General features: G+C 66.5%; 23 protein-coding genes and 1 riboswitch. Of the genes, 15 read left to right on the top strand and 8 right to left on the bottom strand.

Annotated features, from left to right (window positions below):
- Window positions 1–316 precede the first annotated feature (316 nt).
- From ACR9ZJ_RS08510 to ACR9ZJ_RS08490, 5 genes are all read left to right on the top strand, one after another.
- Window positions 317–535 carry a hypothetical protein gene (locus tag ACR9ZJ_RS08510; protein WP_426286559.1) on the top strand — a complete coding sequence of 73 codons (219 nt, stop codon included), beginning with the start codon at window positions 317–319 and terminating at the stop codon, window positions 533–535.
- A gap of 45 nt (window positions 536–580) precedes the next feature.
- Window positions 581–2,794 (top strand): DNA helicase II, encoded by a 2,214-nt coding sequence (uvrD, locus tag ACR9ZJ_RS08505; protein ID WP_481287519.1) that lies wholly within the window; start codon window positions 581–583, stop codon window positions 2,792–2,794.
- Window positions 2,795–2,900: 106 nt separating this feature from the next.
- Window positions 2,901–4,613, top strand: a complete 1,713-nt coding sequence (locus tag ACR9ZJ_RS08500; RefSeq protein ID WP_481287518.1) for an Hsp70 family protein — start codon at window positions 2,901–2,903, stop codon at window positions 4,611–4,613.
- Window positions 4,610–5,746, top strand: a complete 1,137-nt coding sequence (locus tag ACR9ZJ_RS08495; protein WP_481287517.1) for a hypothetical protein — start codon at window positions 4,610–4,612, stop codon at window positions 5,744–5,746. The genes ACR9ZJ_RS08500 and ACR9ZJ_RS08495 overlap by 4 nt, the downstream gene beginning before the upstream one ends.
- A gap of 228 nt (window positions 5,747–5,974) precedes the next feature.
- Window positions 5,975–6,703, top strand: a complete 729-nt coding sequence (locus ACR9ZJ_RS08490) for a M35 family metallo-endopeptidase (protein WP_481287516.1) — start codon at window positions 5,975–5,977, stop codon at window positions 6,701–6,703.
- Here the strand turns inward: ACR9ZJ_RS08490 and ACR9ZJ_RS08485 are convergent, their stop codons facing one another.
- Genes ACR9ZJ_RS08485 through ACR9ZJ_RS08475 form a run of 3 tightly spaced genes read right to left on the bottom strand, consistent with a single transcriptional unit; the run spans window position 6,704 to window position 9,910 of the window.
- Window positions 6,704–7,960, bottom strand: coding sequence for a heme biosynthesis HemY N-terminal domain-containing protein (locus tag ACR9ZJ_RS08485; protein WP_481287515.1), 1,257 nt, complete (start codon window positions 7,958–7,960; stop codon window positions 6,704–6,706). It abuts the gene before it with no gap.
- Window positions 7,957–9,093, bottom strand: a complete 1,137-nt coding sequence (locus tag ACR9ZJ_RS08480; protein WP_481287514.1) for a uroporphyrinogen-III C-methyltransferase — start codon at window positions 9,091–9,093, stop codon at window positions 7,957–7,959. The genes ACR9ZJ_RS08485 and ACR9ZJ_RS08480 overlap by 4 nt, the downstream gene beginning before the upstream one ends.
- Before the next feature lie 46 nt (window positions 9,094–9,139).
- Window positions 9,140–9,910, bottom strand: a complete 771-nt coding sequence (locus ACR9ZJ_RS08475) for a uroporphyrinogen-III synthase (RefSeq protein ID WP_481281659.1) — start codon at window positions 9,908–9,910, stop codon at window positions 9,140–9,142.
- Between the two features lie 123 nt (window positions 9,911–10,033).
- On the opposite strand from ACR9ZJ_RS08475, the gene ACR9ZJ_RS08470 reads away from it, so the two are divergent.
- Genes ACR9ZJ_RS08470 through ACR9ZJ_RS08460 form a run of 3 tightly spaced genes read left to right on the top strand, consistent with a single transcriptional unit; the run spans window position 10,034 to window position 11,434 of the window.
- Window positions 10,034–10,498 carry a YiiD C-terminal domain-containing protein gene (locus ACR9ZJ_RS08470; RefSeq protein WP_481281660.1) on the top strand — a complete coding sequence of 155 codons (465 nt, stop codon included), beginning with the start codon at window positions 10,034–10,036 and terminating at the stop codon, window positions 10,496–10,498.
- A 29-nt stretch (window positions 10,499–10,527) separates the two neighbouring features.
- Window positions 10,528–10,941 (top strand): hypothetical protein, encoded by a 414-nt coding sequence (locus ACR9ZJ_RS08465; RefSeq protein WP_481281661.1) that lies wholly within the window; start codon window positions 10,528–10,530, stop codon window positions 10,939–10,941.
- 46 nt (window positions 10,942–10,987) lie between these two features.
- On the top strand, window positions 10,988–11,434 hold the full coding sequence (locus ACR9ZJ_RS08460; RefSeq protein WP_481287513.1) for a rhodanese-like domain-containing protein: 447 nt from the start codon (window positions 10,988–10,990) through the stop codon (window positions 11,432–11,434).
- Here the strand turns inward: ACR9ZJ_RS08460 and ACR9ZJ_RS08455 are convergent, their stop codons facing one another.
- Window positions 11,435–12,547: a 2Fe-2S iron-sulfur cluster-binding protein gene (locus ACR9ZJ_RS08455; protein WP_481281663.1), complete on the bottom strand. Its 1,113-nt coding sequence runs from the start codon at window positions 12,545–12,547 to the stop codon at window positions 11,435–11,437.
- On the opposite strand from ACR9ZJ_RS08455, the gene ACR9ZJ_RS08450 reads away from it, so the two are divergent.
- From ACR9ZJ_RS08450 to ACR9ZJ_RS08425, 6 genes are all read left to right on the top strand, one after another.
- Window positions 12,540–12,992 carry a hotdog fold thioesterase gene (locus tag ACR9ZJ_RS08450; protein ID WP_481281664.1) on the top strand — a complete coding sequence of 151 codons (453 nt, stop codon included), beginning with the start codon at window positions 12,540–12,542 and terminating at the stop codon, window positions 12,990–12,992. The two genes, ACR9ZJ_RS08455 and ACR9ZJ_RS08450, sit on opposite strands and share 8 nt — an antisense overlap.
- A complete protein-coding gene (locus tag ACR9ZJ_RS08445) occupies window positions 12,989–13,933 on the top strand; it encodes a serine/threonine protein kinase (RefSeq protein ID WP_481287512.1) in 945 nt (314 codons plus the stop codon). The genes ACR9ZJ_RS08450 and ACR9ZJ_RS08445 overlap by 4 nt, the downstream gene beginning before the upstream one ends.
- A gap of 17 nt (window positions 13,934–13,950) precedes the next feature.
- Window positions 13,951–14,394 carry a hypothetical protein gene (locus ACR9ZJ_RS08440; RefSeq protein ID WP_306851078.1) on the top strand — a complete coding sequence of 148 codons (444 nt, stop codon included), beginning with the start codon at window positions 13,951–13,953 and terminating at the stop codon, window positions 14,392–14,394.
- A 19-nt stretch (window positions 14,395–14,413) separates the two neighbouring features.
- Window positions 14,414–15,583, top strand: coding sequence for a class I SAM-dependent rRNA methyltransferase (locus ACR9ZJ_RS08435; protein ID WP_481287511.1), 1,170 nt, complete (start codon window positions 14,414–14,416; stop codon window positions 15,581–15,583).
- A gap of 48 nt (window positions 15,584–15,631) precedes the next feature.
- On the top strand, window positions 15,632–16,714 hold the full coding sequence (locus tag ACR9ZJ_RS08430; RefSeq protein WP_481287510.1) for a DNA topoisomerase IB: 1,083 nt from the start codon (window positions 15,632–15,634) through the stop codon (window positions 16,712–16,714).
- Between the two features lie 65 nt (window positions 16,715–16,779).
- Entirely contained in the window at window positions 16,780–17,700 is a 921-nt protein-coding gene (locus ACR9ZJ_RS08425; protein WP_481287509.1) for a hypothetical protein, read from the top strand.
- A 206-nt stretch (window positions 17,701–17,906) separates the two neighbouring features.
- Here the strand turns inward: ACR9ZJ_RS08425 and ACR9ZJ_RS08420 are convergent, their stop codons facing one another.
- Complete coding sequence (locus ACR9ZJ_RS08420; protein WP_481287508.1) at window positions 17,907–18,965, bottom strand: aldo/keto reductase; 1,059 nt, start codon at window positions 18,963–18,965, stop codon at window positions 17,907–17,909.
- 103 nt (window positions 18,966–19,068) lie between these two features.
- Here ACR9ZJ_RS08420 and ACR9ZJ_RS08415 point away from each other — a divergent pair, with 103 nt between their 5' ends.
- A complete protein-coding gene (locus ACR9ZJ_RS08415) occupies window positions 19,069–19,983 on the top strand; it encodes a LysR family transcriptional regulator (RefSeq protein WP_481287507.1) in 915 nt (304 codons plus the stop codon).
- A 16-nt stretch (window positions 19,984–19,999) separates the two neighbouring features.
- Here ACR9ZJ_RS08415 and pnuC read toward each other — a convergent pair whose 3' ends face one another.
- From pnuC to ACR9ZJ_RS08400, 3 genes are all read right to left on the bottom strand, one after another.
- A complete protein-coding gene (pnuC, locus tag ACR9ZJ_RS08410) occupies window positions 20,000–20,581 on the bottom strand; it encodes a nicotinamide riboside transporter PnuC (RefSeq protein WP_481287506.1) in 582 nt (193 codons plus the stop codon).
- The gene (locus tag ACR9ZJ_RS08405; RefSeq protein WP_481287505.1) at window positions 20,571–22,754 is read right to left on the bottom strand and encodes a TonB-dependent siderophore receptor; all 2,184 of its coding nucleotides are present in this window, start codon (window positions 22,752–22,754) and stop codon (window positions 20,571–20,573) included. Before ACR9ZJ_RS08405 ends, pnuC begins: the two co-directional genes overlap by 11 nt.
- Before the next feature lie 57 nt (window positions 22,755–22,811).
- A riboswitch (TPP riboswitch) is annotated at window positions 22,812–22,908 on the bottom strand.
- Between the two features lie 21 nt (window positions 22,909–22,929).
- A partial coding sequence (locus ACR9ZJ_RS08400; protein WP_481287504.1) for a phosphotransferase enzyme family protein occupies window positions 22,930–23,926 on the bottom strand: 997 nt, incomplete at its 5' end.

The following is a 23,926-nucleotide window of genomic DNA, read 5'->3' as shown; positions in this document are numbered from 1 at the left end:
GTCGTTCAGGTGAGGGGGCGCCAACTCACTGATTATCGGCCCTATGAACGCCGGCTGACTTTTTTTCGCCCGGCGTTGCAACTTCAACCGTTTCCGGACGTCTATATCTTCGGACGCACGCAACGGCGTCCCATCGGTGGACTCCACCTCCCTGGAGTCACCCTGCGGACGGTCCGATCTTCCCCTGGGTCCGACCGTCCACCGGCCCCGAGAGCTCCCCTGGCTCTCGGGGTTTTTTTTGCCGGGGATAAAGACAAAGCCTGCACATTCCCACCCGCATCCTCTCGGCCACATCGGACAAGGGAGGGGAACGCATATGCGCGCAGGTCTCATCATCGTCGGCGTCATCCTGATCGGCCTCGGCCTCTGGGTGACCCTGGGCAATGGCAGCTACAGCAAGACCGACACGGTCGCCTCCATCGGTTCGGCCAAGATCGAAGCCACGCACGACAAGGCCATCCCGCAATGGGTGGGCATCGCGGGCATCGTCATCGGCGGCATCGTCGCCGTGGCGGGGATCGCACAGAAGCGTTGACGCGGCGCGGGGGCCGGAACGGCCCCCAACCGCTACAATAGGTGGATGGATGTTTCCCACCTTCTCGACTCCCTCAACGACGCCCAACGTGAGGCCGTCAGCGCCCCGCCAGGCCATTACCTGATCCTCGCCGGCGCCGGCTCGGGCAAGACCCGGGTACTGACCAATCGCATCGGCTGGCTCACCCAGGTGGAGCGGGTACCGCCCTGGGCGATCCTCGCCGTCACGTTCACCAACAAGGCCGCCGGCGAGATGCGCACCCGCCTGGACGGGATCATTCCCGGTGGCACGCAAGGCCTCACGGTGGGCACGTTCCACGGCATCGCGCACCGGCTGCTTCGTCGCCACTGGCGCGAGGCCGGCCTGGTCGAAGGTTTTCAGATCCTGGATTCCGACGACCAGCAACGGCTGATAAAGCGCGTGATCGCCGGCATGGGCCTGGACGAGGCGCGCTTTCCGCCACGCCAGGCGTCGTGGCAAATCAACAACTGGAAGGACGAAGGCAAGCGGCCCGACGCGATCGAGCATCGAGACCACCCGGTGACCCGTACCTTCGTGGAGATCTACAAAGCCTACGAACAGCAATGCCAGCGCGCGGGATTGGTGGATTTCGCCGAGCTCCTGCTGCGTGCGCACGAGTTGTGGCTGAAGGACCCGCAAGTCCTCAAGCACTACCAGGACCGCTGGCGCTATCTGCTGATCGACGAATTCCAGGACACCAACACCCTGCAGTACGCGTGGATACGCGTGCTCGCCGGCAGTACCGGGCAAGCCTTCGTCGTCGGCGACGACGACCAGGCAATCTATGGCTGGCGTGGTGCCAAGGTGGAGAACGTGCAGCAGTTCCTGCACGATTTCCCCGGCGCGAAGACGATCCGCCTGGAGCAGAACTATCGCTCCACCTCGACGATCCTGAAGGCCGCCAACGCGGTCATCGCGCGCAATGGCGGCCGTCTCGGCAAGCAGCTGTGGACCGATGGCGGCGAAGGCGAGCGCATCGCCCTGTATGCGGCGTACAACGAGCAGGACGAGGCACGCTTCGTCATCGAGCGCATCCGCGAGTACATCGCCGAACACGGCAACGCACGCGACTGCGCCATCCTTTACCGCTCCAACGCCCAGTCGCGCAACTTCGAGGAACAGTTGATCCAGCGCGACCTGCCTTATCGTGTCTATGGCGGCCTTCGCTTCTTCGAACGCGCCGAGATCAAGGATGCCCTCGCCTACCTGCGCCTCGCGTCGAACCGTCACGATGACGCCGCCTTCGAACGCGCCGTGAACACGCCGCCGCGCGGCATCGGCGATCGCACGCTCGACGAACTGCGCCGGCGCGCGCGCACCGACGGCAGTTCCATGTGGGAGGCATCGCTCACCGAGGCTTCCATCGGCTCGATGGCGGGCCGTGCGAAGAACGCGGTGAAAGCCTTCATCGGCCTGATCGACAACCTCGCACGCACCTTCGGCGGCCACGGTGATGGCGACGGCGGCGAAGGGAACGACGCGCCTAACGCGCTCGGCCTTGCCGAACAGATCGAGCACGCCATCATCCACACCGGACTGCGCGACTTCTACGAGAACGACAAGCGTGGCAACGGCGAGGCGCGCGTGGAGAACCTGGACGAGCTGGTCAACGTGGCCAGCCGCTTCGAGATGACCCCGGAAGACGTCGACGCCGGGCTCAACGAACTCTCCGCCTTCCTCTCGCACGCCGCGCTGGAAGCCGGCGAAGGCCAGGGCGAGGCCTGGGACGATTGCGTGCAGTTGATGACGCTGCATTCGGCGAAGGGCCTGGAGTTCCCCGTGGTCTTCCTGGTCGGCATGGAAGAAGGGCTTTTCCCGAGCCAGCGCTCCACGGAGGAAGACAACCGCCTCGAGGAAGAGCGCCGGCTCGCCTACGTAGGCATCACGCGCGCTCGCGAGCGGCTCTACCTTTCCCATGCGGAATCGCGCCGCATGCACGGCACGGAGATGCTGGCCCGACCCTCTCGCTTCCTCGGTGAGATCCCCCCCGACCTGATCGACGAGTTGCGCCCGCGCGTCCAGGTCTCGCGCCCGGCCTATGCCGACCGCTACGCGTCTTCGGCCGTGGAGGAGGCCTCGCCGATCCGCCTCGGGCAGCGGGTCAGCCACCCGAAGTTCGGGGAAGGAACGATCGTCAGCGCCGAAGGCGCCGGCGCGCACATGCGCGTGCAGGTGAACTTCGAAGATGCCGGCAGCAAGTGGCTGGTTTACGCTTACGCGAATCTGACCGCGTTGTAAGGGGGCTCCAACGCCGGCCGGGTCGTGTTTCCCTGTCCGGAAACCGGCCCTGTCCGCCGGACTGGAACGACAGCGCAGCGCGCGCAAGTCCAGGGGAAGAAGCGCAATGATCGTCGGGATCGATCTCGGTACCACCAACAGTCTCATCGCCGCGTGGGTCGACGGCGCACCCCGGCTCATCCCGAATGCGCTGGGTAGCGTGCTCACGCCGTCCTGTGTCGGCATCGACGAGGATGGCAGCGTGCTTGTCGGCGAAGCCGCGCGGGACCGCCTGCAAACGCATCCGCAACAGAGCGCCTCGCTGTTCAAGCGTTACATGGGCAGCCCTCGCGGCGTTCGCCTGGGCGAACGCGATTATCGCGCGGAAGAGCTTTCCGCCCTGGTCCTTCGTTCGCTCAAGGAGGATGCCGAGGCTTTCCTCGGCGAGCCTGTGACCGGGGCCATCGTGACCGTGCCCGCCTATTTCTCGGACACGCAACGCAAGGCGACGCGGTTGGCCGGCGAACTCGCCGGCATCGCGGTGCAACGCCTGCTCAACGAGCCTACCGCGGCCGCGCTCGCCTATGGGCTGCACGAAGCCGGCAGTGAAACCCAGTTTCTCGTCTTCGACCTCGGCGGCGGCACGTTCGATGTATCCATCCTCGAGACGTTCGAGGGTGTCATGGAGGTACGCGCCAGCGCCGGCGACAACATGCTGGGCGGCGAGGATTTCGCCACGCTGATCGCCGATCTCGCCTTCACGAATGGCGTGCCGGACGCGGCGCGTGACGACCCCCGTTTCATGCAGCGCCTGGCGGCAAGCGCCGAACGGGTCAAGCGGACACTGAGCGCCAGCGGCACCGCCACGCTGGAGGTTCGTTATGAGGATCGTCCGGTTCGGGTCGCCATCGACGCCGCCGCATTTGAAAAACTGGCCCAACCGCTGCTCAACCGCCTCTGGCGCCCCATCGAGCGCGCCATGCGCGACGCACGCATCCGCGCCGCGGATCTGGACAGCGTGGTGCTGGCCGGTGGGGCCACGCGCATGCCGATGATCCGTGCGCTGGCCGCGCGCATGTTCGGCCGCTTTCCCGCCGTCGGCCATAACCCGGATGAAGTGGTCGTCATGGGTGCCGCGGTGCAGGCGGGGCTGAAGATGAAGGACAAGGCGCTCGAGATGGTGGTGACGGACGTCTGTCCATACACGCTCGGTACCGAGGTCGTGCGCCCGTTGGACAACGGCTCGCAGGCACCAGGGTTCTTCGCGCCGGTGATCCAACGCAATACCGTCGTTCCGACCCGTCGCGTCGAGCGCTTTTCACCGGCGACGCCCGAGCAGAAGCAGATTCGCATCGGCGTCTACCAGGGCGAGTCGCGCATGGTCCGCGACAACATCGCCCTCGGCGAACTCACGATCCCCATCGTCCCGGGTCATGGCGATGGCGTGGACGTCGGGTTCACCTATGACGTCGATGGCCTCCTGCAGGTCGAGATGACCGTCGTCGCCAGCGGCGAGGTGAAGCGGCTGATGATCGAAAGCGGTGAGGCACACATGCCTGCGGAGGAGATCGCACGGCGATTGCAGGCGCTGTCGGCCCTCAAGATACATCCGCGTGACACACTCGAATACCGCACCCTGCTCGTCCGTGCGGAGCGTCTCCACGAGCAACTCCCAGGCGAGCTCCGCGAGCGGCTTGGTCGCATCATTCTTCGCTTCGAGCAGGTGCTTGCCACCCAGGACCAGCGGCTTGCCTCACGCGAAGCCGTGGTATTCCGCGAGGCCTTGCGGACGATCGAACACGACGATCGATTCGCGCTGGATCCGGCGAACCGAGCATGACGCCGCCCTGGCACCTGGACGTCCTCGGGCTTCCCGCGCACGCGGACGAGATCGCGGTGCGCCGTGCGTACGCGGCGGCGGTCCGAAAGATCGACCCGGCAATCGATCCCGATGCATTCCAGCATCTTCGCCGCGCCTACGAAGCCGCGCGTACGTGGTGCGAGCAGATGGACACCACGGCGGCGACGAACGGCGAAGCACCTGCCGGCGGACCCGCGGTCGCGGCCAGCGGCGCGATGGCTGGCGCGGTGGACAAGGAAGACAAGCCATCACCGGAGGAATCGCCTGCCCTCCCGGTCGATTACACGGTGACGCTCGCGTGGCGATTCGCCGCCGACGTCGGCGCTCGCCGTGCCGAAGGCATACCGCGCATGCTCGACGATATCCTCGCTGAATTGCGCACGCAGTACATCGATGCGCCCGGCCAGTTCGAGGAGCACCTGATCGACCTTGTCGGACTTCAACGAATCGCGCACCGGGCCGAGGTGTTCGCCGCCGCCGAAGCACGTTTTCACTGGGACGAGGTAGGACACCTGGCGGCGTTGGGGCAACGAGGCCGATGGATCGAAGACGTGCTTTCCCAGCGCGAAGCATGGCTATCGCTCGCGGTGGATCGGCAACGGGCCTGGCTGGAACTCTTCGCACGCGCCGAGGCGCGCTTCGACAGTGCGTTGGTGCGACACTGGCCGGAGATCGCGAAACTCAACGAACGCTTTCCTGCGTGGCTCAGCCTCCACCTTTCTAGCGAAACGCTTCAGGCGTGGCGTATGGAATTCGATGCTCAGTCCTCCGCTGCACCTAAGCGCAGCTACCGACGAACGGGATGGTGCGCAGCGGTCGTCCTCGCAGCGATAGGTGTCGTCGGGCTCTCGCGCATTGCGGTAAATGACTTACTCCGCTCACCGTCCTTGCCGTTTGTATCATTTCTCGGCGCATCCCCCTCCGGAGACACGCCGCATCGATGCATGGAGCTCTACAAGGAATTGGACAAACCGGATGCATTCGCTGGCAAGCAACCTGACGAGGTCGATGCACTGAAGGCTCGCGCTCACCGCTGCCAACAAGCCGGACGCTGGCACGCACAAACGAGCTCATCTCCGAGCTTGTCCGATACGGATGTGTTGCCGCACTGATTTTCCTTAGGCCGTTATTGCAACAGACCCACGTGGCCACACAGGGGTTCACAGCTGAGCGTTCACCTGGTTAGGTACGGCATATCCGCTTTGTCTCAGGGAAAATTTCCGACAGCATTACGAGGGCTGGACAAGACAGCCAGACAGCCTGCGACTTTGGCAATCTTGTGTTGCCAATTCCAAGCGATTCGTTAATGTCGACGAATCAATGGAGCGCAGGAGATAGGGATGAAAATACGGTTGTTAACGCTGCTCGCGGGATCGCTAGTTTTCGCTGGCCATGCATTTGCCGTTGGGCGAGGAGAAAACCGCGAACTGGAAGTTTCGCTTATAGATGCCAGCAGACCTTCAATGTGGGGTGACGGAACCATCACGGTCACGCTGAAGAACAACGGCAAGTCGACGATCTATCTACCAAGGGTTCACACGCCCCTGTACACGCCGGAAAATCACCTCATGAACAATGTCTTCAAGGTGGTCGACGAGCGGGGTGGCGCAGCAAAGTTCATTGGCCGCTATGTTCGGGTATTGCCAGAGGATGGGGATAGCTATTACGGGCGCCTGGCACCCGGCGAAACGCTTTCGCACGAGGTCGATCTCCCGGCGGATTACATGCTTCTGCCTGGCACCCGATACCAGCTGAGCTATGAACAACCCTATGCCTATGGCTACAGCCAGGAAGAAGGTGGGCGAGGTCAACTCAAAGACAATCGCTTGATCGAACCAAGCAACACGATCACGTTCACGTATATGCCCAGGAAAGAAGATGGCGCGTATGACAGTCAACGACTGACCATAATCCATGAGGTCTCACATTTCGTGGATTACCGGGGTGGGGAGACGGCGGATTATGTGTACGGCCGGGATGGAGCGCACGAGTTGACGACATCCAACCGAGCGAATGCCGTCAAAAATGCAGACAACCTGATGTACTTCGTTGGTGCCGCCAATCAATGATCAGGGCGACAAGCGCGGTACGCCGTGCTGGTCGCGCTCTTCCACCGCCGTGACACGCGTGTCGATGCGACGGCTGCGCAACTCATCCGGCAGCGCCTCGGTCGCTTCCCCACGGGCGAGCGCCAAGGCGTTGCGATAGCAGCGACGGGCGAGTTCCGGATGGTCCTCGCCGACGTAGACATCGCCCAGGGCTTCCCAGGCGGCCACGTTCGGTTCGATCGCCAGCGCACGTTCGAGGTACGGCTTGGCCTTGCCCCAAAGGCGCGCGCGCACGCACATGCGCCCGACGGCGGTGAGCAGCACGGCATCGTTGGGATGCGTGTCGATCCAGCTTTCGGCACGACGCAGGCGCTGTTCCAGGTCTTCCGCGCCCATGCTTCCGTAGGTGGCGACAAGCGACGGCGACCATTCGCGGCGCAGCGCGGTTTCGATCTCGTCCATCGCGGCCATGGTCTGGCCGAACCGTGCGGCTTGTTGCGCGTAGGCGTCCACGGCGGCAGACAGGCGGCGTTGACCCTTCGGCAATTGCGACCACAACGTGGCCAGCGAGGCGCCATCGGGAGCGCTGCGCACATAGGCGGCGACGACGCGCGATTCGATCTCCGCGTAGGCGCGCGAGCCCAGTTCACCGCTCTTTTGCAGCGGTTCGAGGGCACGCAAGGCGTTGCGCGGTTCACCTGCCTCAAGCGAAGCCTCCGCGAATTCGATCCAGCCGGCGGGCGTCAGGCCGGCGCTGTTGGCCTCGGGCGCCAGCAAGGTGACGGCTTCGCTCGGCCGGCCCGTACGGCGCAACAAACGTGCGCGCATGATGCGTGCGGCCCGCGGCGCCTCCTGCGCGGCCTGGTCCAGCGTTTCCAGCGCGCGCGCCGATTCGCCGTGGCGTTCGGCGGCTTCGGCCGCGGCGAGCAAGGCCGGACCGCGCACCGACGGATAGCGGGCCGCCCGATTGAGGTCCCGTTCCGCTTCGCCATGGCGCCCCTCGATCAACGATACGAGACCGTCGGCGAGGCGCTGTCGGCTCAGTCGCCGATGGCGCCGCGTCATCGCACCGAACGGCCACCGGATCAGGGCGACCAGCACCGAGACCGCCGCCCAGGCGAGCAACAGGAGTACCACCGCCGTCACCACGGTCATCTGCACATTGGTACCGCGCAGATGGATAAGCACGTAGCCCGGGTCGTCCGCGACCCAATGCCACGCGAAGGCGGCGATCGCCGCGATGAGGATCAGGCCGACGATCCAGCGCCACAGCTTCATGGCGTGCCCTCGTGCGGCGCCGCGACCGACCCCGCATGCGCAGGGGCCGCCGTGGGTGCGCCACCTTTCAGCGCGTGCACGGAGCGAAGGTTGCGCAACTCGGTCAGCGCGGCGCCGAGCTTCGGTTCGGCGCCCTTCGCCTGGCTGGCCAGCAGCGCCGTCACACGCGAACGCGCCGCCTGCACCGCAGGCGATGACGTGTCGAAGCGCGCGGCGAGCGTGGCGTCGACACGCTTCAACGCCGCTTGCCGGTTCACGTCGTCATAAGCGAGTACCGCTGCTTCGGCATGCGCGACATCCAGCGCGGCCAATTCGCGAGCGATCCCGTCGTCGGCCAGGCCCAGGGGCGTGCCATCGTCATGGCTGACCTTCACGATGCTGCCAAGGGCGTCGCCGGCTCGCTGCCAGAAGTCGCGTTGCGGGTTGTCGGCTGCCTTCGCATCGGAGCTCTTCAAGGGCAGGCCCGGCAACTGCGCGCGCAGATCAGCCAGCGCCGCGAGGTCGTTCGCGCGCGCGACGGGCGCAACGGCGGCCAGTGCTTCGCGCTCGGCGCCCACGTTCTGCCTCACGGCCGCGAACGCGCTGTCATTCACCGCGGCCAGTGTCTGGTCGGCCAGATCGTAGGCGGACAAGGCTCCGCTGGCATCGCCGAACAGCGCGAAACGTTCCTTGGCCATGCGCAGCAGCGATTCCGCCTCGTCCAGCAACATGGCGTCGTGACCGCTGAGGCTGCGCTCGCTGAGGTTGGCGACCGCGTCTTCCAGGTTGCGCGTGCGCTCGGAGACACCGAGCATTTCTTCGCGCGCGGACCGGTTGACTCCGTCGGCGTCGTTGATCCGGCGGCGGAGCGTGGCATTGTCGTCGCGCAACCCTTCGACGGCCGCTTGCAATGTATCGACCTGCCCGCGCAGGCCGTTGGCCGCGCCGACGTCCTGGCGCAGGTTCCAGACCGTCCAGGCGGTGTAGCCGGCCGCGCCGAGCGCCGCCAACGAGAACAGGATGGCCACGGCCAGCGCGCCACCGCCGCGACGGGGCGCGGCAGCGGGCGGCCTCGCCACTCGGGCGGACGGCGGCGTGACGGCCGGGGCCGGCGTCGCCGGGGCGGTATCGGTCGGGGAGGTCTCGTTCGTCATGCCGGGCATGCTAGCAGGCCATACGCCAACGCATGGAGAACCTCCCTCAACGGCGGGTGAACGAGACCTCGCTGGCGGCCTGGAGCAAGTCGGTCGGAAGGGCCGAACGGGCCACGGCGATGCGCTCGAATCCCGCCTGCATCGCGATCTCGCGCAAACGCTCGCTGCTGACGACCGCCACGGCCTGGACCAGCCTTCGCCAGGCCGGGGCGATCAGGGCCCGGTGCAGGTGGTCGAGGGCCTCGGCGCTGGAAAGCAGCACCGCCGAGCGGCGCCCCAGTTTCAGCAAGGGATCGATATGGCGCCGGTCGATACGGGGAGCCACGCGATGGTAGACATGGATTTCCTCGATCAGCGCCCCGCGCAGGGCCAGTTGCTCGCGGATCAGCCCCCTGCCGCCGGGCGCGCCGACCAGGGCCACGCGCTTGCCCGCGACGGCGTTCAACTCCGGGAGCGCGAGCACGCCCTCGCTGTCTTGAGAGGTTTCGGGGAAACGCACCTCGGCGACGCTCGCCGTCTTGAGCGCGCGCGCCGTGCCGCGGCCCACGGCGATCACGGCGGCGCGGGTGGCCAGGGGCAACACATCGACCGCGAAGCGCACGGCGGCCGGGCTGGTGAATACGAGCACGTCGCCCTCCAACGCCCGGCGCAAAGCCGCATCGACGGCCGCGGCGTCTTCGGTGGCACGCAGGGAGAGCCCGGGCACGCTCACGGGTATGCCGCCGAGCTTGCGAACGCGACGGGCCAGGGGGCCGGCGGTACCGGCGGGACGGGTGATGACGACGGTGACGTTACGAAGGGGAAGGGAGCGGCTCACTTCAAGGCATCCTGCGAGTGACAGGTCAGCATAGGAAGATGGGGGCGCGGCCACCAATGCCGAAGGTTGGGGCAAGCCATACGGATGCGAACGGATCGCCGCGCCTCGTAGACTTGACGGCTTATGACCACGATTCAAGCTGCCCTGGCCGATCTCGAGCGCTTCATCCTCGACGGCATTCCCCTGGCCCGCGCCATGGAACTGCGTATCGCCGCCTTCGACGGCGAACGCCTGACCATGACCGCGCCGCTGAAACCCAATATCAACGACAAGGGATGCGCGTTCGGCGGCAGCCTGGCCAGCTTGATGACGATCGCCTGCTGGGCCCTGGTCGAGGCCTGCCTGCGCCAGCGCGGCGACGACTGCGACGTCTTCGTGGCCGACTCCACGGTGCGCTATCTCGCCCCGGTGTGGGACGACCTCCGTGCGGAGGCCAGCCTGGCCCCGGGAGCCCGTTGGGAACCCTTCTTCGCCACCCTCGATGCCCGTGGCCGCGCCCGGGCGGACTTCACCTGCGTGGTACCGGGCGCCGACGGCAAGCCCCTGGCCAGCCTGGATGCGCGTTTCGTGGCCAAACGGCGGGCATAATGCCGCCCGACGCCCCGAAGGAAGCCACCATGCGCCCGTTCGCCCTGTCCGCCCTCGCCCTTACCCTCATGGCCCTCGCGGGCTGCGCCGCCGACAAGCGCAGCGAGGCCCTCAACCGGACCCTCATGGGTTACGCGTCGGCGATCCGCTGGGGCGACTTCACCCAGGCGCAGACCTTCATCGACAAGGACTACGCCGAGGAACATCCCATCAGTTCCGTCGAGCAGGGGCGCCTCCAGCAGTTGCGGATCACCGGCTACGACGAGGGCGCTGGCCCGCGGCCCGATGGCGACGACGATGTCGTCCAGGTCGTCCAGATCAGCGCGGTGAACATCAACACCCAGGCCGAGCGCAGCATCGTCGACCGCCAGCGCTGGCATTACGACCGCGAAAAGAACAAGTGGCGGCTGATGACCGGCCTGCCGGACTTCTCGCCACGCTAAGCCGATATAATCGGCCGTTTATCCCCCTGGGACGCGAAAAGACACGATGAACGACGTACTGCAGAAGTTGCCCGCCTTCGTGAGCAACCACACCGCGCTGGTGGCGCTTTTCGTGGTGATCCTGGTCGCCCTGGTCGCGGGCGAAGTCGGTCGTCTGTTCCGCAAGTGGAAGAGCCTGACACCGGCCGGCCTCACCCAGCTGATCAACCGCGACACGCCGTTGATCGTCGATCTCTCGGCCAGCGCCGATTACGAGAAGGCGCACATCCCCGGCGCGAAGAACTTGGCGATGAGCCAGTTCGACCCGGAAACCCAGAAGGACCTCTCCAAGGCGAAGGAGTTGCCGGTGGTGCTGGTCGACAAGGACGGCCGCGGCGTGGGCAAGGCCGCCAACCGCCTGATCAAGGCCGGTTTCACCAAGGTGTTCGTGCTCGACGGCGGCACCTATGCCTGGCAGACCGCGCAGCTGCCCGTGGTGAAGGGCAAGAAATAATCACAGCCCGTGGATGCCGGCCCTGCCGCGCAAGATCGCATCCAGCACGTCGGGCGCCACGTCGAACGAATCGAAATAGAGCCGATCCTCCGGCAGGTTCGCCTCGACGAACAACTGCCGCCCTGCCGCGATCATCGGCGGCGGGCCGCTCATGTACAGATCGAAGTCGCGGAGATCGGGATGATCCTCCAGCACCGCCTCATGGATCAGGCCTTCGCGCAGGCCGCTCATCCGCGCCGCCACCGGGTCCGAAAGTACCGGAATGAACGTGATCGTGGGCAACTCCTCGGTCCAGCGCCGGGCGAGATCGATGAGGTAGAGGTCGGCCACGGTGCGCGCGCCCCAGTAGACGAACATCGGCCGCCGCGTACCCAGCGCGATGAAGTGCTCGACGATCGCCTTCACCGGCGCGAAGCCCGTGCCGCCGGCCACGAGAAGCATCGGCCGTTCGGAATCCTCACGGGGCACGAAGGTGCCCAGCGGCGCCTCGATGGTCAGGCGGTCGCCCACGCGCAGCGATTCGTACACCCATGAGGTGAATCCGCCGCCCGGCACATGGCGCACGTGCAGTTCGATCCTGCCGTCCGCGCGCGGGCCGCTGGCGATCGAGAACGGACGGTGCTTGCCATCCTGGAGGATCACGTCGAGGTACTGGCCCGGCAGCCAGTTGAGCCGCTCGTTGTCCGCGGGCTGCAGCCACACGCCCACGACGTCGGGCGCCAGGGCCCGGCGCTCCACCACCACTACTTCCAGGCGGCGATGCGGAATGTCTTCCACCGAGGCGATCTCGCGCGCCTGGATGGCGATGTCGCCGCAGGGCACCGCCTGGCACAACAGGATGGCCCGGTGCTGGCGTGCCGACGCCGACAAGGCCATCGGCGGATTGCGCGGGTAGCTGCACTCGCCCTCCACCAGGGTGGCCTTGCAACTGCCGCAGACACCGCTGCGGCACGAATACGGGAGGGCGATTCCCGCGCGCTGGGCGGCTTCGAGGACGGTCTCGTCCGCGGCGGCTTCGAATCGCTTGCCGGACGATGTCAGGGTTACGGTGGGCACCTGCGCATTGTAGGACAATGGCGGCTTGCCCCACAGGATCACGCGGAACATGGCCATCTGGAAGCAACCCATCGACCTCGCCCGGATCAACGGCTGGAGCCGCGGCACGATGATGGAAACCCTCGGCATCCATTTCACCGCCTTCGGCGACGACTGGCTGCGCGGCAGCATGCCCGTGGACCATCGTACGCAGCAGCCGTTCGGGCTTCTCCATGGCGGTGCATCGGTCGTGCTGGCCGAGACGCTCGGAAGCTCGGCCGCCCTGCTCACGCTCGACGTGGAAAAGGAGCTGGCGGTAGGCCTGGATATCAACGCGAACCATATCCGCGGCGTGCGTGGCGGTATCGTCACCGGCACCGCCAAGGCCGTTCACCTGGGGCGCACCACCCAGGTGTGGGAAATCCGCATCGAAGAAGAGAGCGGCAAGCTGGTCTGTCTCTCACGGCTCACCATGGCGGTGATTCCCTCGCCGGGTGGCGCCCCGGGAAACCTGCGCACGTGAGCGATGCCGCTCCGTATGCCGCGCTGTCGCCGGATGTCGTGCTCGCCGCGGTGGACGCGGCGGGTTCGTGGAGCGACGGCCGCCTGCTCACGCTGAACAGCTACGAGAACCGCGTGTTCCAGGTCGGCCTCGAAGACGGTGGCTTCGTCGTCGCCAAGTTCTACCGGCCGGGCCGCTGGACCGACGCGGCGATCGAAGAGGAACACGCCTTCGCGTTGGAGCTCGCCGCGGCGGAATTGCCCGTCGTGGCGCCGCTCGTCTTCAACGGGCGTAGCCTGCTCCGGCACGAAGGGTATCGCTACGCGTTGTACCCGCGGCGTGGCGGCCGCGCGCCTTCTCTGGAATCGTCCGATCAACTGGAATGGCTGGGCCGGTTGCTGGGGAGGATGCACGCCGTCGGCGCCCGCGAACGTTTCCATGCGCGCGCCACGCTCGATCGCCCGACCATGATCGAGGCGCCGGTGCGGGCGGCGCTGGGCTCGGACCTGCTGCCCGCGCACCTCTTCGACGCTTATCGCCATGCGGCCAGGCGCGTCGACGAGGCCGTGGCTGGCCGCATCGACGCCATCGGCCCATTGCGTTCCATCCGCCTGCATGGCGACTGCCATCCGGGCAACGTGCTGTGGACCGACGCCGGCCCGCACTTCGTGGACCTCGACGACGCGCGCATGGGCCCGGCCGTGCAAGACCTGTGGATGCTCGCCGGCGACGAGGCGATGATGGACGCGCTGCTCGAGGGCTATGGGCAATTCCGCGACTTCGATCCGACGGAGCTTGCCCTGGTGCCCGTGCTACGGGCGATGCGGCAGGTGCATTACGCCGGCTGGATAGCGGAGCGCTGGCACGATCCGGCGTTCCCGGCGGCCTTTCCCTTCGCGGCCGAGGCGCGCTGGTGGGAACAGCACATCGCCGACCTGCACGAGATCGCCGACGACCTTTGACACTATCAGGAGCCTCAATGCATTCCTTCTTCATTCGTATCATCGCGGTGTTCGAGATCGCCGGCGGACTCTTCGGCCTCGTCCACCAGTTCGACCGGCTGCTGGGCGCGCGGGTCGTCGGGATGGACGCGATCGTGGCCGTACTCGGCGTGTTGCTGTTCGGTTTCATCCTCGTCGCCGGCGTGCTCCTGGCGAGCAACGATGGACGCGGCACATCCATGTCGATCTGGGCGCAGTTCCTCCAGGCGCCCCTGCTGGCCACGCCCTTCTTCAGCTATGCGCTCTCCAGCGGCGCCTTCGCCAACCTGTCGATGACGCTGCAGCGTTCCCCGCGCCTCGGTTTCGACTGGGCCATCGCCGAACATGGATGGCTGCTGGCCATCGCCGGGCCCTCGGCCGCGCACATCGGGATCAACCTGCTCGCCCTGGTTTCCTGGCTCGTCCTGCGCTTCGGTCGCTGAGCCCCGGTATCATTCACCGATGAACAATCCAGCCGTCCCCACCATCCACCTCAAATCCGACCGCGTACCCGGCCATCCCTGGGTCTGGTCGGCACAGATCGCCAAGCCCGGGGAGCGCCTGCCGCCGGGTACCGTGGTGGATGTGCTGGACGCCAAGGGACGCTTCGTCGGACGCGGCTTCTGGAACGGCCATGCCCGCGTGGCCCTGCGCCTCCTGACCACGGACCCGGCCCAGGCCATCGACGAGGGTTGGGTCGCGGCCCGTATCGCCCGTGCCGTGGAACTTCGCCGCGAACTGCTCCGGCTGGACGAGGTGAGCGACGCATGGCGCGTCGTGCACAGCGAGGGCGACGGACTGTCCGGCCTGGTGGTGGACCGTTACGCCGGTCACCTCGTGGTCGAGTATTTCGCCGCCGGCATGTGGCGCTTCCGCGAAACGATCCACGCCGAGTTGCTGCGCCACTTCCCCGGATCGTCGCTGCACTGGTTCGCCGAGCAGCACGTGCAACGCCAGGAGTCCTTCGACGTGCGCTCGAACGACGCGCCGTCCGCGGTGGACGTGCACGAGCACGGGCTGGCCTTCCACGCCGCTCCTGGCCTGGGTCACAAGACGGGCTTTTTCGCCGACCAGCGCGACAACCGTCGCCGCTTCGCCGGGCTCGCCCGTGGCCGCCGCGTGCTCGACCTGTGCTGCAACGCCGGTGGCTTCGCGGTGCATGCGATGAAGGCCGGTGCCCTGGAAGCGACGGGCGTGGACGCCGATGCAGCCATCCTCGAGGTGGCTCGCGAGAACGCACGCATGAATGGCGTCGAGGCACGCTTCGAGCAGGGCGACGTCTTCGAATGGCTGCGCGCGGCGATCGCCCGTGGCGACACCTGGGATGCCATCGTCCTCGATCCGCCCAAGCTCACCCGCGACCGCAACCAGGTCGTGAACGCGTTGAAGAAATACTTCGCCATGAATCGCACCGCGCTGGATGTACTGGCACCGGGCGGCGTATTGCTCACCTGCTCCTGCACGGGCCTGGTCGGCGAGGACGATTTCCTGGAGATGATCCGTCGCGTGGCGCTGAACGCTGGCCGCGATATCCAGGTGCTGCACATCGCCGGCGCCGGTCCGGACCATCCCGTGGCGAGCAACGTACCGGAGAACCGCTACCTCAAGGCAGTGTTCTGCCGCGTCGGCTGACGGTACGTTCACCCGGCCTTGATCGGCTGCCGGACCATAGTGCCGGCCATGTCCAGAAAACCTCCGGCCGACGCCCTTGTGGTGGCAGATGTCGAACGGGCCCACGCGAAAGCGGCGGGCCTCGTTTATGTGTGCGATGCCGATCCGGGCATCACCCGGTGCAAGCGGGGCCGCTCGTTTCGATACCTGGACGCCGAAGGCAAGCCGGTCACCGAACCATCCGTACTCCAGCGCATCCGCTCGCTCGCCATCCCGCCCGCCTATACGAATGTGTGGATCTGCACGAACGAACGCGGCCACCTGCAAGCCACCGGGCGCGACGCACGCGGCCGCAAGCAGTATCGCTACCACCCGCGATGGCGCAGCACGCGGGACCGTGGAAAGTTCGAGCGGATCCTGGAGTTCGGCGAGGCGTTGCCGAAGTTGCGCCGGCGTCTGCGCAAGGACCTCGCCCTGCCCGGCCTGCCGCGCGACAAGGTGCTCGCCCTTGTCGTGAGCCTGCTTGAGGAAACGATGATCCGCGTGGGCAACGACAGCTACGCGAAGCAGAACAACTCGTACGGATTGACCACGCTGCGCTCGCGCCATGTCGCCGTGCGCCGGGGCCGCATCACCTTCCATTTCCGTGGCAAGAGCGGGCTATGGCGTGACGTCGACCTCGACGACCGCCGCCTGGTGAAGGTCGTGCGGCGCGTACAGGAACTGCCCGGGCAGCGCCTGTTCCAGTACGTGGACGACGAGGGCAACTGCCAGCCGGTGGATTCAGGCATGGTGAACGACTACCTGCGCGAGGTCATGGGTGGTGAATTCACCGCGAAAGACTTCCGCACCTGGGGCGGTACCGTGCAAGCCGTCGCCGTGCTCGGCGCGACCACGCTTCCCGTCTATGGCGGGGATCGTGCGTTGAAGGCGATCCTCGCAAGCGCGGTCAAGCAGGTCGCGACCGTACTAGGTAACACACCGGCGGTCTGCCGCGCCTCGTATATTCATCCCGAGGTTTTCTCCGGCTGGCTGGAAGGCGAACTGCACCGCCGCGTTCCCGAAGCGACGCTGCGTTTTCCTCGAAAATTGGAAGCCTTGACCCTCGCTTTTCTACGTCGACGACTTCGCGTCGTGAACCGCTCCCGTTGAGGCGAACGGATGGCTATAGTGCGCGCACGGGGTTCGCGTTCGATTATCCAGGGGTTGTTGTGACGATGTCGCGGTGGAAGGTGATTCCCGTAGTGATCGGCCTGGTGGCCAGCATGGGTAGCGGTGCGCAGGAGGTGCCGGGCAACCCGCCGTTCGCGGTGCCCGATGCACGGAGCCACCGTGGTGTCATCGACGACACCTGGATCATCGCGCCCAAGCGATTGGCCGGTGCGACCCTCGCGGCCGTGAAGAACTATGCGGACGAGGGAGATATCGCCGCCGGCGTTTCATTGCGCTATCACATCGACAAGGCCGACTGGATCATCGCCGACGTATTCATCTACCCGGCGGGTGAAGGTGATGACGCCACGATGCTGCGCCGCGCCGCCGAGGACTTTCGCGAGTCGGTGGCCTTTGCCGAGCGCCAGCAGATCTATCGGAACGTGTGGTGGGGGGACGAGTCCGCGTATACGGCGCGCCTGCCGGGCAGCAAGAAGCTGGAAGGCCGTTTCCTGCCGATCGTGTTCGATGCGCAGCAGGACATGCTCACCTCACGCACCTACCTCTTCTATCGGAAGATGTACTTCGTGAAGGTCCGCCTCACCACGACGGTGGACGCCGTGGACTCCCTGGTGGACAGCGCGGATCGATTCATCGGCAGCCTGCTGGGCAGCGTGGACATCGTCAGCGTGGGCACCTGCGGAAAGCGAATGGATGTGGTTCCCCTGGCCCCCGGGCAGTCGCCCCCGCCCGATTTCCAGGATGGCGTCAGCGCGGATGGCTACCGCGTGGCGATCAGGGAGGATCGCAAGGGAACGCCGGCGCATGCCAGCCAGATGGCGAAAGCCATGGCCCTGGCGGCCAAGCGACAGCTCGCCACCGGTTGCACGACGCTGGATTACAACCCGCCCTTGCAGGACGACACGAAGGCGGTGCTGCACCTGGCCTTCGGTCCCGACGATTGGGGCGCCTCCGCGAAGCCATAGCAGGAAGAACGGCCGGGGCGCGTCCCACGCCCCGGCCGTTGCCGTTCACCGGCCAGTACAGGGCTCAAGTCCTTGAGCCAGCCGTTCCGGCCTGCGGCGACCCATGCATCATGGGGTAGTTCGCCTGCCCGGCACATGGAAGTTTTCTGAAAATTTCGACCAATTTGCCGTACACGTTCCGTCACCGCGACCGGACGGATGCCCCGTCACTTCGACAGGTGCGGCGCGAGCAAGGGCATGTCGGCGGGGCCCAGTCGATCCGACGCCGTCATCAACTGGTGCCAGTAGGGATACAGCACGGGCGGAGTGCTCGTCTCGTCCAGGCGCCGGCGTTCCTCGACGGTGAGCGTGAGATCGGCGGCGGCGAGATTGTCCTTGAACTGCGCCTCGGTGCGCCCCCCGATCACCAGGGAGGTCACCGCCGGCCGCTCCAGCAACCAGGCGAGCGCGACCTGTGCCCCGGATACACCACGCGCCTCCGCGATGGATACCAGCACGTCGACGATGCGCCACAGGCGCTTTTCGTCGCGGATCGGTGGCTCGGTCCAGCCGGCCAGCTGGCGCGTGCCTTCCGGTGCCTTCGCATCGCGGCGATGCTTGCCGGAGAGCAGGCCACCGGCAAGTGGGCTCCACACGAGCACGCCCAGGCCCTGGTCGATCGAGATCGGCAACAGTTCGTACTCGGCCTCGCGCGCCTCGAGCGTGTAATGGATCTGCTGGCTGACGAAACGCTGTCGATGCTCGCGCTCACTGACACCCAGCGCCTTCATCAGGTGCCACGCGGAATAGTTCGAGCAGCCCAGGTAGCGCACCTTGCCCTGGCGGACGAGCGTATCGAGCGCCTCAAGCGTTTCCTCCAGTGGCGTCAGCCCGTCCCACTGGTGTACCTGGTACAAATCGATCACGTCGGTGCGCAGACGCTTCAGGCTGGCCTCCGCCTCGCGAATCAGGTGATAGCGTGAAAGGCCCGCGTTGTTGGGGCCGTCCCCCATGGGGAAACGCGCCTTGGTCGCGATCAGAACGTCCTTCGGGCGCTTGCCCCCGAGCACCTCGCCGATGATTTCCTCGGAGCGGCCGTCGGAGTACACATCGGCCGTGTCGATCAGGTTGACGCCGGCATCGATGCACAGGTCGATCAGCCGACGAGCCTCCTCGACGCCGGTGTTGCCGACCGAGGCGAACTTGCCCTGTCCGCCGAACGTCATCGTGCCCATCGTGATGGTGGAAACCTTGAGGCCGGAGCGGCCGAGCAGTCGATACTTCATGGGGAGTCCTGTGGGGAGGGAATCGGTCCACGGTAGCCTCGGGCTCATTCATCTGTAAAATGGAAAATTCTGATTGAATTAAGCACCGTATAAACTTAATCGCATGGACCTCAAGCAACTGGAGTACTTCGTGGCGGTGGCTGAAGAGCGCCACTTCACGCGCGCGGCCCAGCGCCTCAACGTCGTTCAGTCCGGTTTGTCGCAAACCATCCGCGCCCTGGAGGACGAATTGGGCGGGCCGCTGTTCGTTCGAACCACGCGCAGCGTCGCCCTGACCGCCGCAGGCGGCGTGCTGCTCGAGGAAGCGCATCGGGTGCTCGATGCCGCGCGTGCCGCGCGGCTGGCGGTGACCCAGGTGCACGGCCTTGCACGGGGCCGCCTGCGCATCGGCGCCATCCAGAGCCTCGCTCCGTTCATCGATCTGCCGATGACGCTCGGCCGCTTTCGCGACGCCTTCGGCGGCATCGACGTCGAACTGCGCTTCGACGGCTCGGCGGACCTGCTCGACGAGGTTCGCGAAGGTCGCCTGGATATCGCCTTCACCCAGCCACCCGCCGCGCCGGTGGCCGAGGTGACCACGAAGCTCCTGGTCTGCGAAGGCCTCGTGGCGGTTTGCCCGCCGAAGCATCGTCTCGCGGGTGCGCACGATGTCACCCTCGCCGACCTCGCGCGCGAGAGCCATGTCGACCTGCGTGCCGATTGGGGCATGCGCCAGTTGATCGACGCCTCGTTCGCCAAGGCCGGCCTCGACCGGCGCATCGGTTTCGAGGTGAACGACATGGGCATGCTGCTCGAACTCGCCGCCCAGGGCCTTGGCATCGCGTTGGTACCCGAATCGATCGCGAAGAATCGTCGCGACGACCGCCATGCGCGGCCTGTCGCCTGCGCCGACATCGTCGAGGACGAGGAGCCGTGCTGGGAGATCGTCGTCGGTTACCGCGCACGCGGCGATGAAGCGCCCAGCATTATCGTGCAGGCGTTCCTGGATGTACTGGTGCGGCAGGCTGGCGTGCTTTAGCGGAGCCGGCCGCGGCTCATGCGCCCTGCGGGGCCGCGGCACCGTGGCGCCACGCCCGCAAACCGACGGCGGCGAGGACGACGAACCCTGCGTAGAGCACGGCCGTGATGGGCAGGGATTTATAGGCGTACTCGCCCACATAGATCACGTCCACGGCGATCCACAACCACCATGCCGCCGCGTGGCGCCGCGCCTGCCACCATTGGGCGACGAGGCTGAACGCGGTCAACGCGGCGTCGAGCCAGGGCAGCGAGGCGTCGGTATAGCGATGCATCGCATAACCCAGCGCCAATGCCGCCGCCGCACCGACGGCCAGGTGCACCATCGCGCTGCGGGTCTCCAGCGCGGCCACGCGAACATGGCCGCTGCCGTCGAGGTTGCGCACCCAGCGATGCCAGCCATAGAGGATCAGCACGGCGAAGATCGCTTGCAGGATGGTGTCGGAATAGAGTTTCGCGTCGACGAAGATCCATGCGTACGCGATCACCGATACCAGTCCCACCGGCCAGCACCAGGGACTGCGCCGCGCGGTCAGCCACACGCCCGCCGCGCTGACCAGCGCGGCGAACAGTTCGAAGAGGGACAGCTCAAAGTTCATAGGTCATCGACAGGCGGGCCAGCCGCGGCATGCCGGGGAAGAGATAGCTGTCGCCCCCCGACGTGCCGGTGTCGCGCCAGTAGAAGTGGTTGAACACGTTGTCGACGTTGAGCCGCAGCGTCGTCGCGTGGCCATGGATGCTCGTGATGAAGCGGAGTCCCGCGTCGAACACGTGGTAAGCGGGTACGCGAGTCGCGCCATCCGGCGTGGCGACGTTGGTGCCCGCGTAGCGCCAGCCGCCGAGGATCGCGAGTCCCGGCGCGAACGGCAGGCTGTAGTCGGCATAGACCGCCGTGCGCCAGCGTGGCACGTTCACCACCTGGTGATCCTCGTAGGCAGGCGTGCCCGTATGCTCGGCGCGGGCACGGATGATGTTCGCGCTGGCGGTCAGGCGCAGGTTGTCGGTGATGCGGCCGGCCGCGTTGAGTTCCAGGCCCGTGTGCACTTCCTGGCCCTGCTGCACGAAGGTAAAGCCTTCCGCCGTATCGTCGGGACGCGCGAACTGGTACGACTGGCGAATGCGGTAGATGGCCGCCTGCAGGTCGAGCGCATCGTCGACCGCGTACTTCACGCCGGCCTCGACCTGGCGCGAATGCAACGGCGCGAGGGTCGTGCCGCCATTCGACGTCCAATAGGGCGCCTCGCGGCCGAGCGACAGGCCTTCGCCGTAACTGACGTAGGTCGTGAGTGGAGCGGTCGGTTGCCAGAGGACCGCCGCCTGCGGCAACGTCTTGGTCATCCGCGTCGTGCGCTCGAGCGCCCCGGTGTCGTCGTACGCCCGCTCGTTCAGGCGGACGAAGCGCGCACCCGCGAGCACCTGCCATGCCTCGTCGAGATGGATCCGATCGATCGCGAACAACGTGCGTTGCCAGCTGGTCAGGCGCCGCGCGGAAGGACCGGGCTGGTTCGGCGACGGGTCGAACGCGGGCACGATCCGGTCGTCGATGTTGGCGGTGCCCACGTAGTCGTAGACATAGGGGCGCTGGTCGACCGTGCGGCGAAATGCCGAGGCGCCGAGGTTGACTTCATGATCGAGCGCACCGGTCGCGAACGTGCCGGTGAGCACGCCACGCAACTCGTCGTTCTGCCGCGTGTCGTCCGGGCTGCGGTAGTCGTAGACGTCGTAATCGCCGTTGGGGGCGAAGAAGTACCCCGGGGTGGCGCCCGAAGCGCAGGACGCGGCGTAGAAGCAACCATAGGCGAAGGCGACGTTGTCGTCGATCACGGTATGGCTATGGCCCGCCGAAACCTGCGCGTTCCAGTTGTCGTCGAAGCGATAGTTGAAACGCAACGAGGTGTTGCTCGAATGGATGCCCACCGGGCGCTGCCACGACTGGTAGCCGAGCAGTTCGGTACGGCTGGGATGCGCGGGAATAACCGTGCCGCCCAGCAACTGATAACCGGAAGCGGAACGCTGTCCGCTGGTCTGGTAATCGGTATCCAGCAGCACCGTGGCCTTGTCCGTGATCTTCCAGTCGGCGGCGATCGAGATGAAGCTGCGCCGCCCATCGGCGTGCTCGATGTAGGAGTGCGTCTTCTCGTTCGCCGCGTTCACGCGCACGCCGAACGATGGCGAGAACCACGTACCGAGGTCCAGCGCCTCGTAGTTGGACCCGTGCGAATCGGTACCGACGGTTACCGTATGGACGTCCGCCGGGCGCTTGCTCACGTAGTTGACCAGGCCGCCCGGCTCGACCACGCCGGCCTCGAGTCCGCCCAGGCCCTTCAACACCTCGACGCGGTCCTTGCCTTCGAGCGCCAGCAGCTGTTCCGCGGACATGATCATGCCGTTGAAGCGGAAACCGGTGGCGAGATCCAGCGGGAAGCCGCGGATGGAGACATCCTGGTAGTAGCCCGCCGGCGCGTAATTGTCGTTGATCGCGGCATCGCCGCGTACCAGCTCGCTCAGCGAACGCGGCTGGCGGTCGTCGATCTGCGCCCGGGTGATGACGGTGATCGCCGCGGGCGTATCGTGCAGCGGCGCGCTGCCGAAGCTGCCGAAGGTATCGAGTTGGGAATCGGCGGCGCGGTATCCGCTGGCGGTGGTCGCGTGGACGTCCACGGCGGGCAGCGTGCGCGCCTGCTGCGGTTGCGACGCGGCATCGTCCGCGGCGTGTGCCACGGTGACAAGGGAAAGCAGGGCCAGGGCGAGCGGGGTACGGGTGAGGGTCATCGTCGTCTTCGGGGTTCACGGACGAAGCGACGGCGAGCCATGTCACCCCGTGGGGATTCCATGGCTCTGCAAGCTCCCTACGCCGGTATTAACCGGGTCAGGTTCCAAGGGACTCTCTCAGCCCGGCATTCGCCGGGCACCCCCGCTTCTAGAACGCCTATTGAACCACGAAACGTCAGGCGATGCCGCGAATAGCCGCGAGCAGGGCCTGCCCGTGCACACCGGCGAACCAGGCGGCGTGGCCACGCAGGAAGGTGTGGTAAGCCACGTCGGCGTGGTCGCGGCGGCGGGTGATCCCTTCGAAGTACTCCACCTCGGACAGGGCGAAATCCAGGTGGACGATGGGCAGGAGGTTCGCCAGGATGTGGAGCTGGACCACGTCCAGGGGCCTGACGGAACGGTATCCCTCGACGATGGCCAGCGCGAGGTCGTGACGGGCGATATCTCCCCGCTCGATGTCGAGCCAGGCGATCGCGTTGCGCTCGATGGCGGTGGCGAGGTCGAACAAGGCGAACGTAACCGCCGACAGTCCGAAATCCAGCACGTCCGTGATGCCCGCTTCGTCGTCCAACCCGCTCCAGCAGAGGTTGGAAACATGCCAGTCGCCATGGGTCCACAGAGGCGACTGCGCCGCCAAGGCGCTTGCCACCTGGGCGTGCCAGGGAGCGATCGCCGCGGCGATCTCGCCCCGCCAGTCGCGCTCGCCGAGGTACGCGGCCAAGGCGGGCCGCGCGGGCAGCTGCGATGCGATCGTCGCGAGCGGGTCCGGCGAGGCGAGTATCTCCGCGCGCGCGATAAGGACATGCGTGGCGCGCTGCGGCGAATGGAAGCCCTCCGCGGCATCGTGCAAGCGTGCGAGCATGGCGCCAGCGGCATGCGCATGCCGCACCCCGCCGATCGGCGACCACGAGAACGCGTCGCGGTAGGCATCCACGCCGCGTGCGGGCTCATGCAGCTCGAAGACCCAGTCATCCACGATGAACACGGACGCACCCGATCCATCCCGGAGAATGCGCGGCACCGGGATGCCGTGCGCCCGCAGGAAATCGGCGAACCGGTGCTCCTCGGCCAACGCATGCGCGTCGCGCACGCTCCGGTGATGGCGCTTAACGAACACCCGACCCGACGATGTCGTCGCCAGCGCGGCCGCGGAGAGCGGCGCTCGGCTCGCT

Source organism: Luteibacter sp. KNZ12-1A, assembly GCF_056755675.1.
The sequence above is the reverse complement of the archived record's forward strand: the minus strand, read 5'-3'. Positions and strand labels throughout refer to the sequence as shown.

Excerpts from the sequence above, each read along its gene's own strand:
- ACR9ZJ_RS08405 (WP_481287505.1), bottom strand. The coding sequence starts at position 22,754 with ATGACCCTCACCCGTACCCCGCTCGCCCTGGCCCTGCTTTCCCTTGTC.
- ACR9ZJ_RS08485 (WP_481287515.1), bottom strand. The coding sequence starts at position 7,960 with ATGAAGCTGTGGCGCTGGATCGTCGGCCTGATCCTCATCGCGGCGATC.
- ACR9ZJ_RS08465 (WP_481281661.1), top strand. The coding sequence starts at position 10,528 with ATGCGCCCGTTCGCCCTGTCCGCCCTCGCCCTTACCCTCATGGCCCTC.
- ACR9ZJ_RS08420 (WP_481287508.1), bottom strand. The coding sequence starts at position 18,965 with ATGAAGTATCGACTGCTCGGCCGCTCCGGCCTCAAGGTTTCCACCATC.
- ACR9ZJ_RS08480 (WP_481287514.1), bottom strand. The coding sequence starts at position 9,093 with ATGACGAACGAGACCTCCCCGACCGATACCGCCCCGGCGACGCCGGCC.
- ACR9ZJ_RS08490 (WP_481287516.1), top strand. The coding sequence starts at position 5,975 with ATGAAAATACGGTTGTTAACGCTGCTCGCGGGATCGCTAGTTTTCGCT.
- ACR9ZJ_RS08460 (WP_481287513.1), top strand. The coding sequence starts at position 10,988 with ATGAACGACGTACTGCAGAAGTTGCCCGCCTTCGTGAGCAACCACACC.
- ACR9ZJ_RS08450 (WP_481281664.1), top strand. The coding sequence starts at position 12,540 with ATGGCCATCTGGAAGCAACCCATCGACCTCGCCCGGATCAACGGCTGG.
- ACR9ZJ_RS08455 (WP_481281663.1), bottom strand. The coding sequence starts at position 12,547 with ATGGCCATGTTCCGCGTGATCCTGTGGGGCAAGCCGCCATTGTCCTAC.
- ACR9ZJ_RS08415 (WP_481287507.1), top strand. The coding sequence starts at position 19,069 with ATGGACCTCAAGCAACTGGAGTACTTCGTGGCGGTGGCTGAAGAGCGC.
- pnuC (WP_481287506.1), bottom strand. The coding sequence starts at position 20,581 with ATGAACTTTGAGCTGTCCCTCTTCGAACTGTTCGCCGCGCTGGTCAGC.
- ACR9ZJ_RS08495 (WP_481287517.1), top strand. The coding sequence starts at position 4,610 with ATGACGCCGCCCTGGCACCTGGACGTCCTCGGGCTTCCCGCGCACGCG.
- ACR9ZJ_RS08510 (WP_426286559.1), top strand. The coding sequence starts at position 317 with ATGCGCGCAGGTCTCATCATCGTCGGCGTCATCCTGATCGGCCTCGGC.
- ACR9ZJ_RS08440 (WP_306851078.1), top strand. The coding sequence starts at position 13,951 with ATGCATTCCTTCTTCATTCGTATCATCGCGGTGTTCGAGATCGCCGGC.
- uvrD (WP_481287519.1), top strand. The coding sequence starts at position 581 with ATGGATGTTTCCCACCTTCTCGACTCCCTCAACGACGCCCAACGTGAG.
- ACR9ZJ_RS08435 (WP_481287511.1), top strand. The coding sequence starts at position 14,414 with ATGAACAATCCAGCCGTCCCCACCATCCACCTCAAATCCGACCGCGTA.
- ACR9ZJ_RS08430 (WP_481287510.1), top strand. The coding sequence starts at position 15,632 with ATGTCCAGAAAACCTCCGGCCGACGCCCTTGTGGTGGCAGATGTCGAA.
- ACR9ZJ_RS08470 (WP_481281660.1), top strand. The coding sequence starts at position 10,034 with ATGACCACGATTCAAGCTGCCCTGGCCGATCTCGAGCGCTTCATCCTC.
- ACR9ZJ_RS08425 (WP_481287509.1), top strand. The coding sequence starts at position 16,780 with ATGTCGCGGTGGAAGGTGATTCCCGTAGTGATCGGCCTGGTGGCCAGC.
- ACR9ZJ_RS08500 (WP_481287518.1), top strand. The coding sequence starts at position 2,901 with ATGATCGTCGGGATCGATCTCGGTACCACCAACAGTCTCATCGCCGCG.